The 16216-nt window shown below is 60.4% G+C and carries 12 protein-coding genes and 1 tRNA gene; 3 read left to right on the top strand and 10 right to left on the bottom strand.

The genetic code is table 11. The features are described from left to right. Positions 1-232: 232 nt before the first annotated feature. The 3 genes from ACWR1S_RS03790 to ACWR1S_RS03780 all read left to right on the top strand — a co-directional run bounded on the left by ACWR1S_RS03790 (position 233) and on the right by ACWR1S_RS03780 (position 3086). Positions 233-319, top strand: a tRNA-Leu gene (locus ACWR1S_RS03790). A gap of 191 nt (positions 320-510) precedes the next feature. After that, entirely contained in the window at positions 511-1521 is a 1011-nt protein-coding gene (locus ACWR1S_RS03785; protein ID WP_454562471.1) for an extracellular solute-binding protein, read from the top strand. Then, positions 1521-3086: an ABC transporter permease gene (locus tag ACWR1S_RS03780; protein WP_454562470.1), complete on the top strand. Its 1566-nt coding sequence runs from the start codon at positions 1521-1523 to the stop codon at positions 3084-3086. The genes ACWR1S_RS03785 and ACWR1S_RS03780 overlap by 1 nt, the downstream gene beginning before the upstream one ends. Positions 3087-3195: 109 nt before the next feature. On the opposite strand, the gene ACWR1S_RS03775 is transcribed toward ACWR1S_RS03780, so the two are convergent. From ACWR1S_RS03775 to ACWR1S_RS03730, 10 genes are all read right to left on the bottom strand, one after another. Beyond that, positions 3196-5130: a methyl-accepting chemotaxis protein gene (locus ACWR1S_RS03775; RefSeq protein ID WP_454562469.1), complete on the bottom strand. Its 1935-nt coding sequence runs from the start codon at positions 5128-5130 to the stop codon at positions 3196-3198. 140 nt (positions 5131-5270) lie between these two features. Further along, entirely contained in the window at positions 5271-6560 is a 1290-nt protein-coding gene (locus ACWR1S_RS03770) for an adenylosuccinate synthase (protein WP_008078328.1), read from the bottom strand. Positions 6561-6614: 54 nt separating this feature from the next. Beyond that, complete coding sequence (locus tag ACWR1S_RS03765; protein WP_034151638.1) at positions 6615-7802, bottom strand: ATP phosphoribosyltransferase regulatory subunit; 1188 nt, start codon at positions 7800-7802, stop codon at positions 6615-6617. 313 nt (positions 7803-8115) lie between these two features. After that, complete coding sequence (gene hflC, locus ACWR1S_RS03760; RefSeq protein WP_007950723.1) at positions 8116-8985, bottom strand: protease modulator HflC; 870 nt, start codon at positions 8983-8985, stop codon at positions 8116-8118. Further along, entirely contained in the window at positions 8985-10160 is a 1176-nt protein-coding gene (gene hflK, locus ACWR1S_RS03755) for an FtsH protease activity modulator HflK (protein ID WP_016984785.1), read from the bottom strand. The genes hflC and hflK overlap by 1 nt, the downstream gene beginning before the upstream one ends. Positions 10161-10256: 96 nt before the next feature. Further along, a complete protein-coding gene (hflX, locus tag ACWR1S_RS03750; protein ID WP_095056368.1) occupies positions 10257-11558 on the bottom strand; it encodes a ribosome rescue GTPase HflX in 1302 nt (433 codons plus the stop codon). A 12-nt stretch (positions 11559-11570) separates the two neighbouring features. After that, the gene (hfq, locus tag ACWR1S_RS03745) at positions 11571-11831 is read right to left on the bottom strand and encodes an RNA chaperone Hfq (protein ID WP_007902656.1); all 261 of its coding nucleotides are present in this window, start codon (positions 11829-11831) and stop codon (positions 11571-11573) included. A gap of 95 nt (positions 11832-11926) precedes the next feature. Beyond that, positions 11927-12898: a tRNA (adenosine(37)-N6)-dimethylallyltransferase MiaA gene (gene miaA / locus ACWR1S_RS03740; RefSeq protein ID WP_454562468.1), complete on the bottom strand. Its 972-nt coding sequence runs from the start codon at positions 12896-12898 to the stop codon at positions 11927-11929. Next, a complete protein-coding gene (gene mutL, locus ACWR1S_RS03735; RefSeq protein ID WP_414916703.1) occupies positions 12898-14799 on the bottom strand; it encodes a DNA mismatch repair endonuclease MutL in 1902 nt (633 codons plus the stop codon). The genes miaA and mutL overlap by 1 nt, the downstream gene beginning before the upstream one ends. An 8-nt stretch (positions 14800-14807) precedes the next feature. Next, a complete protein-coding gene (locus ACWR1S_RS03730; RefSeq protein ID WP_371748301.1) occupies positions 14808-16181 on the bottom strand; it encodes an N-acetylmuramoyl-L-alanine amidase in 1374 nt (457 codons plus the stop codon). Between the last annotated feature and the right edge of the window lie 35 nt (positions 16182-16216).

Genomic DNA, 16216 nt, shown 5'->3' with positions numbered 1-16216 from the left:
AGGTGCTGGTGACCTTACGGTCGTGGAAGTTCGAGTCTTCTTCTGGGCACCAATTTCGAGTTTGAGACTAGAACAGTTTCAAGACTCACACAAAACCCGCGAAAGCGGGTTTTTTGCATTCTAAGCCCGGGTTTTCTTAAAACTGATTTATTAAAATTAAATCAGGGGTTTACAGATCAAAAGGTGCTCCGTATAGTGCGCCACATCAACAGCGGCAACGCTTGCGATGATTGCCCAGATGGTGAAATTGGTAGACACGCCAGCTTCAGGTGCTGGTGACCTTACGGTCGTGGAAGTTCGAGTCTTCTTCTGGGCACCAATTCAAATTCAAGGTTACGACCCTGGATTTCACAGAAACCCGCGAAAGCGGGTTTTTGCGTTTCTGGCTTCCAGAAATCCATCATCACCCCGCCTATCAAAACGCCAGCCCCACCACAAGGCGCACTTGAGAAACAATATCGTTTATCATTGTTGCAAGTTTTTGCAATGCGACAGTGAGGAACCCTGCGAATGACGTTTCGAAATACCCTGCGCCGAGGCTTGACCTTCACCCTCCTCGGCCTGGCGCTCGCCACTCCCCTCACCCAGGCTGCCGACGCGGTTTCCCTGACTCTCTACAACGGCCAGCACAAGGAAGTCGGCGACGCGATCGCCAAAGCCTTCGAAGCCAAGACCGGCATTCACGTCAACGTGCGCAAAGGCAGCAGCAATCAGCTCGCCAGCCAGATCATCGAAGAAGGCGACCGCTCCCCCGCCGACGTCATCTACACCGAAGAGTCGCCCCCGCTGAACAATCTCGGCGAACTGGGTCTGCTGGCCAAGACCGATGGCGCCACTTTGGCTGTGCTTCCGGAAAAATATGTGGCCGGTAACGGCACCTGGATCGGCGTGACGGCGCGCGTTCGCGTGGTGGCCTACAACCCGAAACTGGTCGATGAAAAAGACCTGCCGAAATCGGTGATGGAATTCTCCGATCCACAATGGCAAGGCAAGGTCGGCTTCGTCCCCACCAGCGGCGCGTTCCAGGAACAGGCCGTGGCGATCATCAAGATGCACGGTCGCGACGCCGCCGAAGAATGGCTGACCGGCCTGCGCGCCTTCGGCAAGACCTACAGCAACAACATGGTCGCCCTGAAAGCCGTTGAGAACGGTGAAGTCGCCACCGTGCTGGTGAACAACTACTACTGGTTCGCCCTGCAGCGCGAGAAAGGCAAGCTTGACTCCAAACTGCATTACTTCACCGGCGGTGACGTTGGTGGGTTGATCACCGTGTCCAGCGCTGCCGTACTGAAATCCAGTAAGCACCCCAAAGAAGCCCAGCAATTCCTCGCCTACATGGCCAGCGAAGAAGGTCAGCGCGTGATCACTCAGACCACCGCCGAATACCCGCTGCACAAAGGCATGGAATCGGATCGCGGGCTCAAGCCGTTCAGCGAGCTGGAAGCACCGAACGTCACGCCGGCCGATCTGGGCAATGCTGAAGAAGCGCTGGAACTGGAACGTGAAGTTGGCTTGAACTGATGGCCGCATCGTTATCCGCCCCCGCCATGCGCGGGGGTTACGTGCCAAAACGCAAACGGCCCTCGATCTGGCTGGTGCTGCCGGTGTTGTTACTGGTGGTACTGAGCCTGTTGCCGCTGGCCTATGTCGGGCTCAAAGCCTGGCAGGCCGGCTGGGCCGAAGCACTGCACCTGTTGTGGCGGCCGTATGTGTTTGGATTGCTGCGCAACACCTTGGCGCTGATGGTCGGCGTAACCCTTGCGTGTGGCGTGATCGGTCTGTCGCTGGCCTGGCTGCTGGAACGCAGCAATTTGCCGGGGCGGCGTCTGTGGGGCGTGATTCTGTGCCTGCCGTTCGCGGTGCCGGCGTTTGTCAGCAGCTTCACCTGGGTATCCTTGAGCGCACAGTTTGAGGGCCTTGGCGGGGCGATTCTGGTGATGAGCCTGTCAAAGTATCCGCTGATCTTTCTGCCAGTCGCGGCGACGCTACGTAATCTTGACCCTTCACTTGAAGAATCGGCGCGCACCCTCGGGCAGAATCGCTGGGGCGTGTTTTTTCGCGTCACGCTACCGCTGCTCTGGCCTTCGCTGCTGGCAGGTTCGTTGCTGATCGCCTTGCACATGCTGGTGGAATTCGGCGCGCTGTCGATCATCGGCCTGCAAACCTTCACCACGGCGATCTATCAACAGTTCGAACTGGAATTCAGCAACGCCAACGCGGCGATGCTGTCGGCCGTATTGCTGGCGCTGTGTCTGGTGCTGCTGTGGCTGGAGTTGCGTGTACGCGGCAAGGGCCGACATGTACGCACCGGGCAAGGCGCAGCGCGTCAGGCTGAGCAGGTTCGGCTGGGGCCATGGGCGGCAGTCGGTCAGTTGTATTGCCTGATGCTGGCGATTGTCGGCAGCGGGATTCCGCTGGGCATGTTGGCGTATTGGCTCGCAGTTGGTTCCTCGGCGGCGTTCCCGGTGGCGGCGATCACCGAGGCGTTGCTGTCGTCGCTGGCGCTGTCGCTCGGCGGCGCGGCGCTGTGTCTGATGCTCGCGGTACCGGTCGGTTTACTGGTGGTGCGTTACAAAGGCCAACTGGCGATCTGGGCCGAGCGGCTGCCGTATTTGCTTCATGCTCTGCCAGGTTTGGTGATTGCGCTGACGCTGGTGTATTTCGCCCTGCACTACGTGCCGGCGCTGTACCAGACGTCGGGGTTGCTGCTGATTGCGTATGCGCTGCTGTTTCTACCTCTGGCGCAGGCGCCGATTCGTACGGCGCTGAACAAGGCTGCGCCGCAGCTGGAAGAGGCCGCGCGCACATTGGGCGCTTCGTCGTTCACGGCGTTTTGTCGGGTGACGCTGCCGATCATCTTCCCGGCATTGGGCGCGGCGTTTGCGCTGGTGTTTCTGGATGCGATGAAGGAATTGACGGCGACGTTGTTGTTGAGTCCGACCGGGCTGAATACTTTGGCGACCGAGGTCTGGGCGCACACCGCGAATGTCGAGTTTGCGGCGGCGGCGCCTTATGCGGCGTTGTTGATTTTGGTATCGGGATTGCCGGTTTATTTACTGACGACTCGGATGTATCTGAGCCGCTGATACCGCTTTCGCGAGCAGGCTCGCTCCCACATGTTGACCGAGTTCCATCAGAGGAACGCGATCTAATGTAGGAGCGAGCCTGCTCGCGAAGAGGCCCGCCCAGACAACCTCAAGCCCTGAACTGCCCAAGGCTCGCCTTCAGCTGCGCCGCCAGACCGTCCAGCACCTTGCCACTCGCCGTGGTCTCCACCACCGCCTGCGCCGCTTTTTCGGCCTGCGCATGAATCGTCTCGACCCGCCCGCGCACCGCCTGCGCACCTTGCGCTTGATGCGCCGCTGCCTGGGTTGCCAGACCAATCGCCGCGTGCACCTGCTCGACCGACGTCTGCACCGATTGCTGCAACCGCGCGCTATCGCGCAATACCAGCAAACCTTCGCTGGCCTGACGCCCGGCCTGACCGATCGCCTCGACCGCCTCCCGCGCGCCCTGCTGCAACGCGACGATGTGCGCCTGAATGTCGCCGGTGGAACTTTGTGTCTTGCTCGCCAGGGCCCGGACTTCGTCGGCCACCACGGCGAACCCTCGGCCGGTCTCACCGGCACGCGCCGCTTCGATAGCGGCGTTCAATGCGAGCAAGTTGGTCTGCTCGGCAATCCCGTGAATCACCGTCAGCACGACTTCAATCTGCTCGCTCTGCTGCGCCAGCCGCTCGATGACTTTCGCCCCGGTATCCACCTGCCCCGCCAGCGCTTCGATCAAGCTGCCGACCTTGGCAGAGGTGCGAGTGTTTTCATCCGTAGCCTGGCGAATATCCACAACCTGCTTCAACGCCGCTTGCATCGCATGGCTTTCCGACTGCGCCTCATCGGCCATTTGCGACAGTGCGCGCAGACTCTCCGCCACCTCATCACGCTGCATCCCGGCCGCGGCATCCGCACCGGCATTGCGCAGGGTCATCGCGCCAATCTCGACGCCAGTACGCTGCGCGACATCGCCCGCCTCACGCACGATCGGCTGCAACTTATCCACAAAGCGATTGACCGCCGAGGCCATGTCGCCGATTTCGTCCTTGCTGTTGATCTGCACTCGCTTGGTCAGGTCGCCCTCGCCCGCCGCCAGATCATCCATCGCGGCATTGAGCATCTTCAGACGATTGACTACGCGATGGCCGAGCACGACCGCCAGCAACAGCAGCACGCCGCAACCGACCAGCGCCAGGCCCATGCCGATCCGCCAGCGCAGGGTCGCAGCCGCCTCTTGAACGGTATTGGCGGTATTGGCTTTCATCTCGGTGGCCGTGGACTGGGCCGACTGCAGACGTGTTTGCATGGCCTTGGCGCTGTCTGCCGCAGCCCCCTTGAGGCTGTCGCCGACCAACTGATCACTGCTGGCGATCAGCGCCGAGAAGCGCTTGTCGAGCGCAGCCAGATCGGTTTCCACCGAAGCCGTAGAAACGCCCATCAGCACCTTGCCGATTTCCACACCATTGGGATTGATCGACGCTTCGAGGTAGTAAACCGACGGATCGTTCTTCGCCGCATCCAGCACTTTATCCAGCGCGCGCTCGCCCTGGCCTTTTTCAAGAAGAGCCTTGTTGATCGGATTTTCGCGATTGAGATAACGGGTCAGGTGCTGGCCGGTGGCGTCGTCGTAGACCACGAACAGCACGTTGGGGTTGCGCTGGGCGCGGCGGGCGAATTCGGACAGGGTCGGCACGTCGCTGTCCCACATGGCGCGCGGCGCCACCGAGGCGAGCAACTGCGCCATGTCATTGGCCGAATCCTTCAGATCCTTCTCCAACGTCGCACGCAACTGCGCCTGCTCGTCCTTCAGACGCGAAGACAGTCCGGCAGTCAGCCGCTGACGGGTACTGGCGGACAACGCATCGAGGCTTGAGGTGACTTCCCGCCCGGCCTGCTCCAACTCGCCGGAGAGTTTCTGGCTGTCGGCGCCGAGGCGCACCGCCAAATCAGCTTCCAGCGCTGTGACAGTGCTCCGCGTCAGGGCAACCGCCACCAACACCTGCACCAAAAGGGCGATACCAAGGGTAACGAACACGGGCCGCAACAAACGGCTTTGTAACAGTGAGAGAACGGCCGACACTGTGAATCCCTCTACTTCTGACGCCATTAATTTGATGGCACTCTTGTAGACAGATTCACAGCAAAGGTCATGCCGTCCAACAGGCATAAACGACAAAGGCCCCGATGAAGGGGCCTTTGTGTTTTTACATCAACGACTTATCAAGCGAACGGATGACGCAGAACGATGGTTTCGTTGCGGTCCGGGCCCGTCGAAATAATGTCGATCGGCGCGCCGATCAACTCTTCAACGCGTTTGATGTAGGCACGAGCGTTAGCTGGCAGCTCTTCCAGGGTCTTGGCGCCCACAGTCGATTCGGTCCAGCCCGGCACTTCTTCGTACACAGGCTGCAGGCCTACGTAGCTGTCAGCGTCGGTCGGCGCAACGGCGTTGCCCTGCGCATCTTTGTAGCCGACGCAGATGTTGATGGTTTCCAGACCGTCGAGTACGTCCAGCTTGGTCAGGCAGATGCCCGAAATGCTGTTCACGTCGATAGCGCGACGCAGGATAACGGCGTCGAACCAGCCGCAACGACGGGCACGGCCGGTGGTCGCGCCGAACTCGTGACCTTGCTTGGCCAGGTGCGCACCGACGTCGTCGAACAGCTCAGTCGGGAACGGACCCGAACCGACGCGAGTGGTGTAAGCCTTGGTGATGCCCAGGATGTAATCCAGGAACATCGGGCCAACGCCCGAACCGGTCGCAACGCCGCCAGCGGTGGTGTTGGAGCTGGTCACGTACGGGTAGGTACCGTGATCGATGTCGAGCAACGAACCCTGGGCGCCTTCGAACATGATGTCTTTGCCGGCGCGACGCAGGTCGTGCAGCTCAGCCGTCACGTCGAGCATCAGCGGCTTCAGCAGCTCAGCGTATTCCTTGCACTCGGCCAGGGTTTTCTCGAACTCGATGGCTGGCTCTTTGTAGTAACCGACCAGCATGAAGTTGTGGTAATCCACCAGTTCACGCAGCTTGTCTTCGAAGCGCGGCATGTTCAGCAGGTCGCCAACACGCAGGCCACGACGAGCAACCTTGTCTTCGTACGCCGGGCCGATGCCGCGACCGGTGGTACCGATCTTCAGCTCGCCACGGGCCTTTTCACGGGCCTGGTCCAGCGCCACGTGGAAGGACAGGATCAGCGGGCAGGACGGGCTGATACGCAGACGCTCGCGCACCGGTACGCCTTTCTCTTCCAGCTTGGTGATCTCGCGCAGCAGGGCGTCAGGTGCAACCACCACGCCGTTGCCGATCAGGCACTGCACGCCTTCGCGCAGTACGCCCGACGGGATCAGGTGCAGGACGGTTTTTTCGCCGTCGATCACCAATGTGTGGCCAGCGTTGTGGCCACCTTGGTAGCGCACTACGGCGGCAGCATGTTCGGTCAGCAGATCAACGATCTTGCCTTTGCCCTCATCACCCCATTGGGTGCCCAGGACTACGACATTCTTACCCATAACACTTGTCCTCATTCGCGCAAACTTGGTGCCGGCGATGGCCGGCAGGAAAACTCAAGAAGCCAGTGGCGATACTTGCCAAAGCCCGTTCTGCTGAATCAATTGCCGGTCGCAGTCCGCTTCACGGGCGGCGGCCAAAGGTTGTCCAGGCAACGCCTGAACGACACGCTGACCCTCACTGCGCAACTGGCAAACCTGCTGCCAGAGTGCCGCATCCGTACTGTCAGGCATCCAGATACCGCCAGACGGTAGCTCGATCTCAGCACGCCCCAGGGTCACCAGGGTTTTCAAATCGGTGGAAAAGCCAGTCGCCGGACGCGCGCGACCAAAATCGGCGCCGATGTCGTCGTAGCGACCGCCCTGAGCGATGGACTGGCCAACGCCCGGCACGAACACCGCGAACACCACACCGGTGTGGTAGTGATAGCCACGCAACTCGCCCAGATCGAAGTACAGCGGCAGCTCCGGGAAGCGCGCCGACAGACGTTCGGCGATCGCCAGCAAGTCTTCCAGTGCCGCCAAAACCGGCGCCGGCGCATTGGCCAGACGCTCGCGGGCAGCGCTCAACACTTCACGGCCGCCGCACAGATCAACCAGCGCGCGCAGCATGCCGGAAAGGTCAGCCGGCAAGCCTTCGGTCAAGGTAATGACCTCGTCGATGGCCTTGCGTTGCAACGCATCGAACAACTGTTGCTCGACTTCACCGGACAGACCGGCAGCACGCGCCAGACCACGGTAAATGCCGACATGACCGAGGTCCATGTGCACATCCGGCACATCGGCCAGTTGCAGCATGGCCAGCATCAGGCTGATCACTTCGACATCGCTGCTCGGGCTGGCATCGCCGTACAACTCGGCGCCCAACTGGATCGGGCTGCGCGAGGAGGACAGCGCGCGCGGCTGGGCATGCAGCACACTGCCGGCGTAGCACAGACGGCTCGGGCCTTCGCGACGCAGGGTGTGCGCATCGATGCGCGCCACTTGCGGCGTGATGTCGGCACGAAAACCCATCTGCCGGCCCGATTGCGGGTCGATGACCTTGAAGGTACGCAGATCCAGGTCCTGGCCCGCGCCGGTCAGCAGGGATTCCAGGTACTCGATATGGGGAGTCACGACAAACTCGTAACCCCAGCTCTGGAACAGATCCAACACCTGACGACGCGCGACTTCAATGCGCGCCGCTTCCGGTGGCAGTACTTCTTCGATGCCATCTGGCAGCAGCCAGCGGTCTACCGTTGCCATTACGCCATTCCCCTTTGATCCGGGCGGCCAGCCTGCGGGCGAGCCTTGAGTGAAGCAGAAAATGACCGGTCCGTTCAAAACGCACGCGCATGAACGACGCGGCGAAAGGCCTGTTACCGGCTTCGCCCATCACTTTCCTCGAAATACTCTCGGGCCATTCAACCCGATGCCTGCAACAAAAAACAGCAATCAAACGTGCAGACGCAAAAAAGCCGGGAATTTCCCGGCTGCCGCATCATACACACGTTTTCCCAAAGGATCACCCCGCCCGAGGTTTTAGCCGCCGGGCGGAATGATTCAGGTCAACGTCGTATCAAGGCTTGGACTTTTCCAGGTAACGGAAGAAGTCGCTGCTTGGGTCGAGGACCAGGACGTCGGATTTGTTCGCGAAGCTTTCACGGTAGGCACGCAGGCTACGGTAGAAACCGTAGAACTCCTGATCCTGACCGTAGGCCTTGGAGTAGATCGCAGCGGCCTGGGCGTCGCCGTCACCGCGAATCTCTTCGGATTCACGATAGGCTTCAGCCAGCAGCACGCGGCGCTGACGATCGGCGTCGGCACGAATGCCTTCTGCCAGTTCGTTACCCTTGGCGCGGTGCTCGCGAGCTTCACGCTCACGCTCGGTGCTCATACGTTCGAACACGCTGCGGTTTACTTCTTTCGGCAGATCGATGGCCTTGACCCGGACATCGACAACTTCGATACCCAGCTCTTTTTCCGCCATCTTGTTCAGCGACGCAGTGATATCAGCCATCAGCGCATCACGCTCGCCCGACACTACTTCGTGCAGGGTGCGCTTGCCGAACTGGTCACGCAGACCGGATTCCAGACGACGGGACAGACGCTCGTCGGCGATTTGCTTGAGGCCGGACGTCGCGGTGTAGAAGCGCTCGGCATCTTTCACGCGCCACTTGGCGTAGGCATCGACCATCACGGCTTTCTTTTCCAGGGTCAGGAAGCGCTGTGTCGGTGCATCCAGCGTCATCAGACGCGCGTCGAATTTACGCACCTGGTTAACGTAAGGCACTTTCACATGCAGGCCTGGCTGAACATCGGCCTGAACCACGCGACCGAATTGCAGCAGCACCGCACGCTCGGTCTGAGCCACGATGTAGAAGCAGTTCCAGCCCACCAGTACCACAACAACGCCAACGATCAGGGCGATCAGCGATTTATTGCTCATCAGCGGGTCTCCCTTGTGCGCGACTGCGGCAGGTCAGTGACATGCGGCGTGACGTCCGTGTTGTTGCTGGCGGCAGCCGAACCGGTGACCGGTGCATTGCTGCCCGAACTGTTCTGAATCATTTTGTCCAACGGCAGGTAAAGCAAGTTGCTCTGGCCGTTCTTGTTGCCGGTCACGAGTACCTTGCTGGTATTGCTGAAGACTTCCTGCATGGTGTCCAGGTACAGACGCTGGCGGGTAACCTCAGGTGCCTTGCGGTACTCGGCGACCAGCTTGGTAAAGCGATCAGCTTCACCCTTGGCGCGCGAGACCGTTTCGTCACGGTAACCGTTGGCATCCTCAAGGATACGCTGGGCCTGTCCACGCGCTTCCGGCACGACGCCGTTGGCGTAGGTTTCAGCCTGGTTGCGCGAACGCTGCTCGTCTTCACGGGCGCGGATCACGTCGTCAAAGGCTTCCTGCACTTCACGCGGTGCCGCTGCGCTCTGTACGTTGACCTGGGTGACGGTGATACCGGTGCGATAAGTGTCGAGGAAGCGTTGCAGACGCTCCTTGATTTCGCTGGCCATCAACTCACGACCTTCGGTCAGCACCTGGTCCATGGCGGTCGAACCCACCACGTGGCGCAGAGCACTGTCGGTCGCGTGCTGCAGGCTGATTTCCGGCTGATCAACGTTCAGCACGAAATCCTGCAGATTGCTGATCTTGTACTGCACGGTCAGCGGCACTTCGACGATGTTCTCGTCTTCGGTCAGCATCTGGCCCTGCTTGGTGTACGCACGCTCACGCGTGACGTTTTCCATGTACTTTTTATCGATCGGCGGGAAGTAGATGTTCAGGCCCGGGCCGACCGTCTCGTAGTACTTGCCGAAGCGCAGCACCACGGCTTGCTCCTGCTCGTCGACCACGTAGACCGCGCTGTACAGCCAGACAGCCGCGAGCACGACGAGGCCGATGCCGAGCAGACCGCCGAAGCCGCCACCACTCCTGCCCGAACCACCGCCGTCGTCACCACCGCGTTTCTTACCACCACCGAACAACCCGTTCAGGCTTTCCTGCAGCTTTCGGAAGGCCTCGTCGAGATCCGGTGGTCCCTTGCGGTCGCCGTTATTGCGGCGCTTGCCACCCCAAGGATCCTGATTATTCGAGTTGCCACCCGGCTCATTCCAAGCCATAGCGCTCTCCATCTGATAAAGCAAAGACGCACCCACGGCGCGCCGACCAATGCTACAGAATGCCTGCCGTTGCGGCACAACCGCTTTGTCAGGCTTTTATTGCAAAGTGTGTTGCTCGATGAATTCCATCGGCTGCAATCCTTCGCGGCTTACCAGTCGATTCAGCTCGACCCGGGGCAAACGAACGGCCAGCAAACTGATGCCTTCTTCGTCGTGCTCTTCTTTCTGCACCGCACCGAGTTCGAAAAACTGCGCACGCAGTCGCGCGAATCGTTGCGGCAAGCGCAAGGTACCGATAAACAAATCACTGCCAAGTAACTCGGCAATGGCTTGCTCAAGCAATTCCAGACCACTGCCATCTCGCGCCGACAGCCAGACCCGCTGGGGCTTGCCGTTTTCGTCGCGCTGGATTTGTGGCTCAACGCCTTCAAGCAAATCGAGTTTGTTATAGACCTCGAGGATCGGCAAGTCCTGGGCACCAATCTCGCCCAGCACCACCATCACCTGCTCGATCTGCAACATGCGATCCGGTTCGGCCGCATCGATCACGTGCAACAGCAGATCGGAATTGCTCGACTCTTCGAGGGTAGACCGAAATGCCTCGACCAGCTTGTGCGGCAAGTGTCGAATGAAGCCCACCGTGTCCGCCAGAACAATCGGCCCCAGATCGTCCAGTTCCAGACGGCGCAGGGTCGGGTCCAGCGTGGCGAACAATTGGTCGGCCGCGTAGACGTCGGATTTCGTCACGTTGTTGAATAGCGTGGATTTACCGGCGTTGGTATATCCCACCAGAGACACGGTCGGAATATCCGCACGGGAACGGCCGCGTCGCGATTGCTCGCGCTGGCTGCGCACTTTCTCCAGCCGGCCCTTGATCTGGCGCAGGCGAACCCGCAGCAAACGGCGGTCGGTTTCCAGCTGGGTTTCACCCGGACCGCGCATGCCGATACCGCCACCCTGACGCTCAAGGTGAGTCCAGCCGCGAACCAGCCGCGTACTCATGTGATCAAGCTGAGCCAGTTCAACCTGGAGCTTGCCTTCATGGGTGCGGGCGCGCTGGGCAAAAATATCGAGAATCAGACCCGTACGGTCGATCACGCGACACTCGAAAACACGTTCGAGGTTACGTTCCTGACTGGGCGTGAGGATGTGATTGAAAATCACCAGATCGGCTTCTTCAGCCTTGACCAGGTCGCGCAGCTCCTCGACCTTGCCGCTGCCGATCAGAAATTTGGCGGTTGGCCGATGACGCGGTACGTTAAAAAACGCAACGGTCTCGGCGCCGGCCGAATTAGCCAATTCCTGAAACTCCTGCGGATCTTCGCGCGCCTCAGGGTCCTGTCCATCCAAGTGAACGAGGATCACTCGTTCACCACCACCGTGGCGCTCAAAGAACAAAGGAGACTCCTATCAGGCGTTACCTGGCTCAGCGTCACCTGCTTCGGATTCGGTTGCGCTAGGCAGACGAATTGGACGAACCGGCACTACTGTCGAGATAGCGTGTTTGTAAACCATTTGGCTCACGGTGTTTTTCAGCAGGATCACGAACTGGTCGAACGACTCGATCGTGCCTTGCAGTTTGATACCGTTGACCAGATAGATGGAAACCCCAACTTTCTCTTTACGTAAAGTATTCAAGTAAGGGTCTTGTAGCGAATGCCCTTTTGACATGTGCCGCACTCCTTTAAGGATTCAATAATAAAAAATAGGTAATTCAGATGGCTTTGGCCGTCACACCCCCAAGGATAGACGGCAATTGCAAGGACTCAGCTCAATATGGAGATGGTCCCAAGGTATTTCAAGGCGCGTGGCAGATTGTCGCAATCAAGACTGTCCAGCCAGTGTATATCTTCCCAGCTGCGCAGCCAGGTGAACTGGCGTTTGGCCAATTGGCGCGTGGCGATGATGCCGCGCTCCTGCATTTCGGCCAACGTCAGCTTGCCATCCAGGTAGTCCCAGACTTGGCGGTAGCCTACCGCACGTATAGACGGCAACCCCGAATGCAGGTCACTTCTTTTACGCAGGGCTACGACCTCGTCGATGAACCCCTGTTCCAACATAATTGTGAATCTTTGTTTAATGCGCTCGTGCAGTACCTGACGATTCGCCGGGGCAATGGCCAAGTTCGCGACAGTATAGGGCAATTGTTGCAGTCCCGAAGCGGCTGCTTCAGTACTTTGCGCAGATTGTTGCTGACGCAGCTCGGTCATGCTTTGACCGCTGACCCGATAAACTTCCAGCGCACGACTCAGGCGCTGCGGATCGTTCGGATGAATCCGCGCCGCAGATACCGGATCGATGATCGCCAATTGATCGTGCAAGGCTTGCCAGCCAAGGCGTGCAGCCTCTTCTTCGATCTGCGCGCGGACTTCGGGATCGGCGGCGGGCATGTCTGCCAGCCCTTCGACCAAAGCCTTGTAATAGAGCATTGTGCCGCCGACCAGCAGCGGAATTTTTCCGCGTGCGGTTATTTCTGCCATCGCTTGCAAGGCGTCACGACGAAAATCCGCAGCCGAATAGGCTTCAGCCGGATCAAGAATATCGATCAAACGGTGCGGATATTCGGCCAGCAGTTCTTTCGAAGGCTTGGCGGTGCCAATGTCCATGCCGCGATAGACCAGTGCCGAATCGACACTGATCAACTCGCACGGCAGCACCTTGGTCAGCTCGATGGCCAGATCGGTCTTGCCCGCAGCGGTCGGGCCCATCAGGAAAATCGCTGGAGGGAGCTGGCTCATCAACGACCGCGCAAGAAAAGTTTGTCGAGATCGTCCAGGCCCAGTTGGGTCCAGGTCGGTCGGCCATGGTTGCATTGACCGCTACGCTCGGTGTTTTCCATGTCGCGCAGCAGACCGTTCATTTCCGGCAGGGCCAGGCGCCGGTTGGCGCGGATCGCGCCGTGGCAGGCCATGGTGCCGAGCAATTCGTTGAGGTGTGCCTGAATCCGGTCACTGGTGCCGTACTCCATCAGATCCGAGAGCACGTCGCCGACCAAACGGTTGGCCTCAGCCTGTTTCAGTAAGGCTGGAATCTGACGAATCGCCAGGGTTTCCGGGCCCAGACGCTGCAACTCGAAGCCCAGACGCTGGAACCACGCCGCGTGTTCTTCAGCGCAATCGGCCTCGCGCTGGCTAACCGCCAGGGATTCCGGCACCAATAACGGCTGACCGCTCAGCCCCTCGCTGGCCATGGCAATTTTCAGGCGTTCGTACATGATCCGCTCGTGAGCAGCGTGCATGTCCACCAGCACCAGCCCTTGCGCGTTTTCGGAAAGAATGTAGATACCTTTCAACTGCGCCAGCGCATAACCGAGCGGCGGAATGTCTTCCTGGCCGGCCGGCAATGCGTTGGCATTAGCCTCAGGCAACGGCGCAAAAAACTCGCGATACGCAGCCTGAGCCTCGGCAGCCGGCGGCACCGCCGATTGCGGGCGCGGCGTGTATTGATACTGATAGGCGCCGCCAGCGCTGGCACCTGACGACGTATTGAACGCCGGCTGCGCCTGCGGTTGCTCCAGCAGCGCATTGGCCGCCAGACGCATTTCACCCTGTGGGCCGAATTCACCGGCATCCAGCCCGGTTGGGCGGACGATGGCAGTGGTGACTGACCCGGCAAGCTGATCTTCCGGACGCACATCACCCAACGCGCGGTGCAACGTGCCATAAAGGAAGTCATGCACCATGCGCCCGTCACGGAAGCGCACTTCGTGTTTGGTCGGGTGCACATTGACGTCTACCGCTGCCGGATCGACTTCGAAAAACAGCGCAAAGGTCGGGTGGCGACCATTGAACAACACATCGCGATACGCCTGACGTACCGCGTGCGCGACCAGTTTGTCACGCACTGCCCGACCGTTCACAAAGAAATACTGCAAATCCGCCTGGCTACGGTTGAAGGTCGGCAACCCGACCCAGCCCCACAGGTGCAAACCGTTGCGCTCGATCTCGATCGGCAGCGCCTGCTCAAGGAAACCCGAGCCGCAAATCGCCGCCACACGCCGGGCGCGGGCCGCATCATCGTGGGCCTCGTGCAGGCTGAGGATGGTCTTGCCGTTGTGGCGCAAATGAAACGCCACATCGAAGCGCGCCAGCGCCAAACGCTTGATCACTTCTTGCAGGTGATCGAATTCGGTCTTTTCGGTCTTGAGGAATTTACGTCGCGCCGGGGTGTTGAAAAAAAGGTCGCGAACTTCCACCGAGGTGCCAACCGGGTGCGCTGCCGGTTGCACCCGCGGCGCCATGTCGCGGCCTTCGGTTTCCACCTGCCAGGCCTGATCGGCATCGCGAGTACGCGAGGTCAGGGTCAGGCGCGCCACGGAGCTGATCGACGCCAGTGCTTCACCACGGAAACCCAGGCTCATCACCTGTTCAAGGTCTTCGAGGTTGCGGATCTTGCTGGTGGCGTGACGGGCCAGCGCCAGCGGCAAGTCATCGGCGGAAATCCCGCTGCCGTCGTCGCGAACCCGCAGCAGTTTGACGCCGCCCTGCTCGACATCGACATCAATACGCTTGGCGCCGGAATCGAGGCTGTTTTCCAGCAGTTCCTTGATCACCGAGGCCGGGCGTTCAACCACCTCACCGGCGGCAATCTGGTTCGCCAGCCGTGGGCTGAGCAGTTCGATGCGGGCAGCCGCGTTCAGCACTTCGTTCATTCTTTGGACGCCAGTTCGGTGCCTGGAATGGTCAAGTGCTGACCGACTTTGAGCTCATCACTTTTCAGGTTGTTGGCCGCGCGCAACGTGGCCGGCGACACCTGATAGCGCACGCCGATCATCGCCAGGGTTTCGCCCGGGCCGACGCGGTGGTCGCGCGGGCCTTGGGCGATCTTGCCGGAATCACGCAGCCAGGCGATGTAGGTGCCCGGTGGCGGGTTCTGCTGGAAGAATTGACGCACGCCGCTGCTGATCGAACGGGCCAGCGCTTGCTGGTGGCTCGAGGCCGAGAGCTTGTTCGCTTCGTTAGCGTTGGAGATGAAGCCGGTTTCGACCAGGATCGACGGGATGTCAGGCGACTTCAGCACCATGAACCCGGCCTGTTCCACACGCTGTTTGTGCAGCGGCGTGACGCGGCCGATGTTGGTCAGGACTTTCTGGCCGACGTTGAGGCTGGAGGTCAGCGAGGCAGTCATCGACAAATCGAGCAATACGCCCGCGAGCATGCGGTCCTTGTCGTCGAGGCTGACGTTGCCGGCACCACCGATCAAGTCAGAACGGTTTTCGCTGTCGGCCAGCCAACGCGCGGTCTCGGAAGTAGCGCCGCGATCAGACAGGGCAAACACCGACGCACCGAAGGCTGCGGCGGATGGCGCGGCGTCGGCGTGAATCGAGACGAACAGGTCGGCGCCCTTCTTGCGGGCGATTTCGGTACGGCCGCGCAACGGGATGAAGTAGTCGCCGGTACGGGTCAGTTCGGCGCGGAAGCCTTTCATGCCGTTGACCTGACGCTGCAGTTCACGGGCGATCTGCAGTACCACGTCTTTCTCACGCTGGCCGCGCGAGCCGGATGCACCCGGGTCTTCGCCACCGTGGCCGGCGTCGATCACGACAATGATGTCGCGTTTGCCGGCCGGGGCTGGCGGCAGCTTGATTGCCGGTTCGGTCGGGGTTACCGGCACTGCCGGCACGGTCGCGACCTGCGGCGTTGGCGCAGGCGGCGGTGCGGCGTCGGCCGGGTTATCGAACAGGTCGACCACCAAGCGGTTGCCGTACTGTGCGTTGGGCGCCAGCGAGAAGCTTTTCGGGGTGACGGCTTTCTTCAGATCGATGACCACCCGCAGGTCGGTCGGCGTGCGCTGGGCCGAACGCATTGCGGTGATCGGCGTGTTCGCAGTCTGCACATTCAGCGGCGCACCGAGGGTGGCGCCGTTGATGTCGATGACCAGTCGATCCGGAGCGGTCAGGGTAAACACGCTGTGCTGCACCGGGCCGCTCAGGTCGAAGACCAGTCGCGTGTTGTCCGGCGCCCGCCACAAGCGCACGCTGTTGACCTTCGAATCGGCCACAGCGTTGACGGTTACTGCCATCAACAACAGTCCAGCGGCAGCCACCAACGCGCGAA

This window comes from Pseudomonas sp. AIG, assembly GCF_977020205.1.
This window is presented reverse-complemented; position numbering and strand designations above follow the sequence as displayed.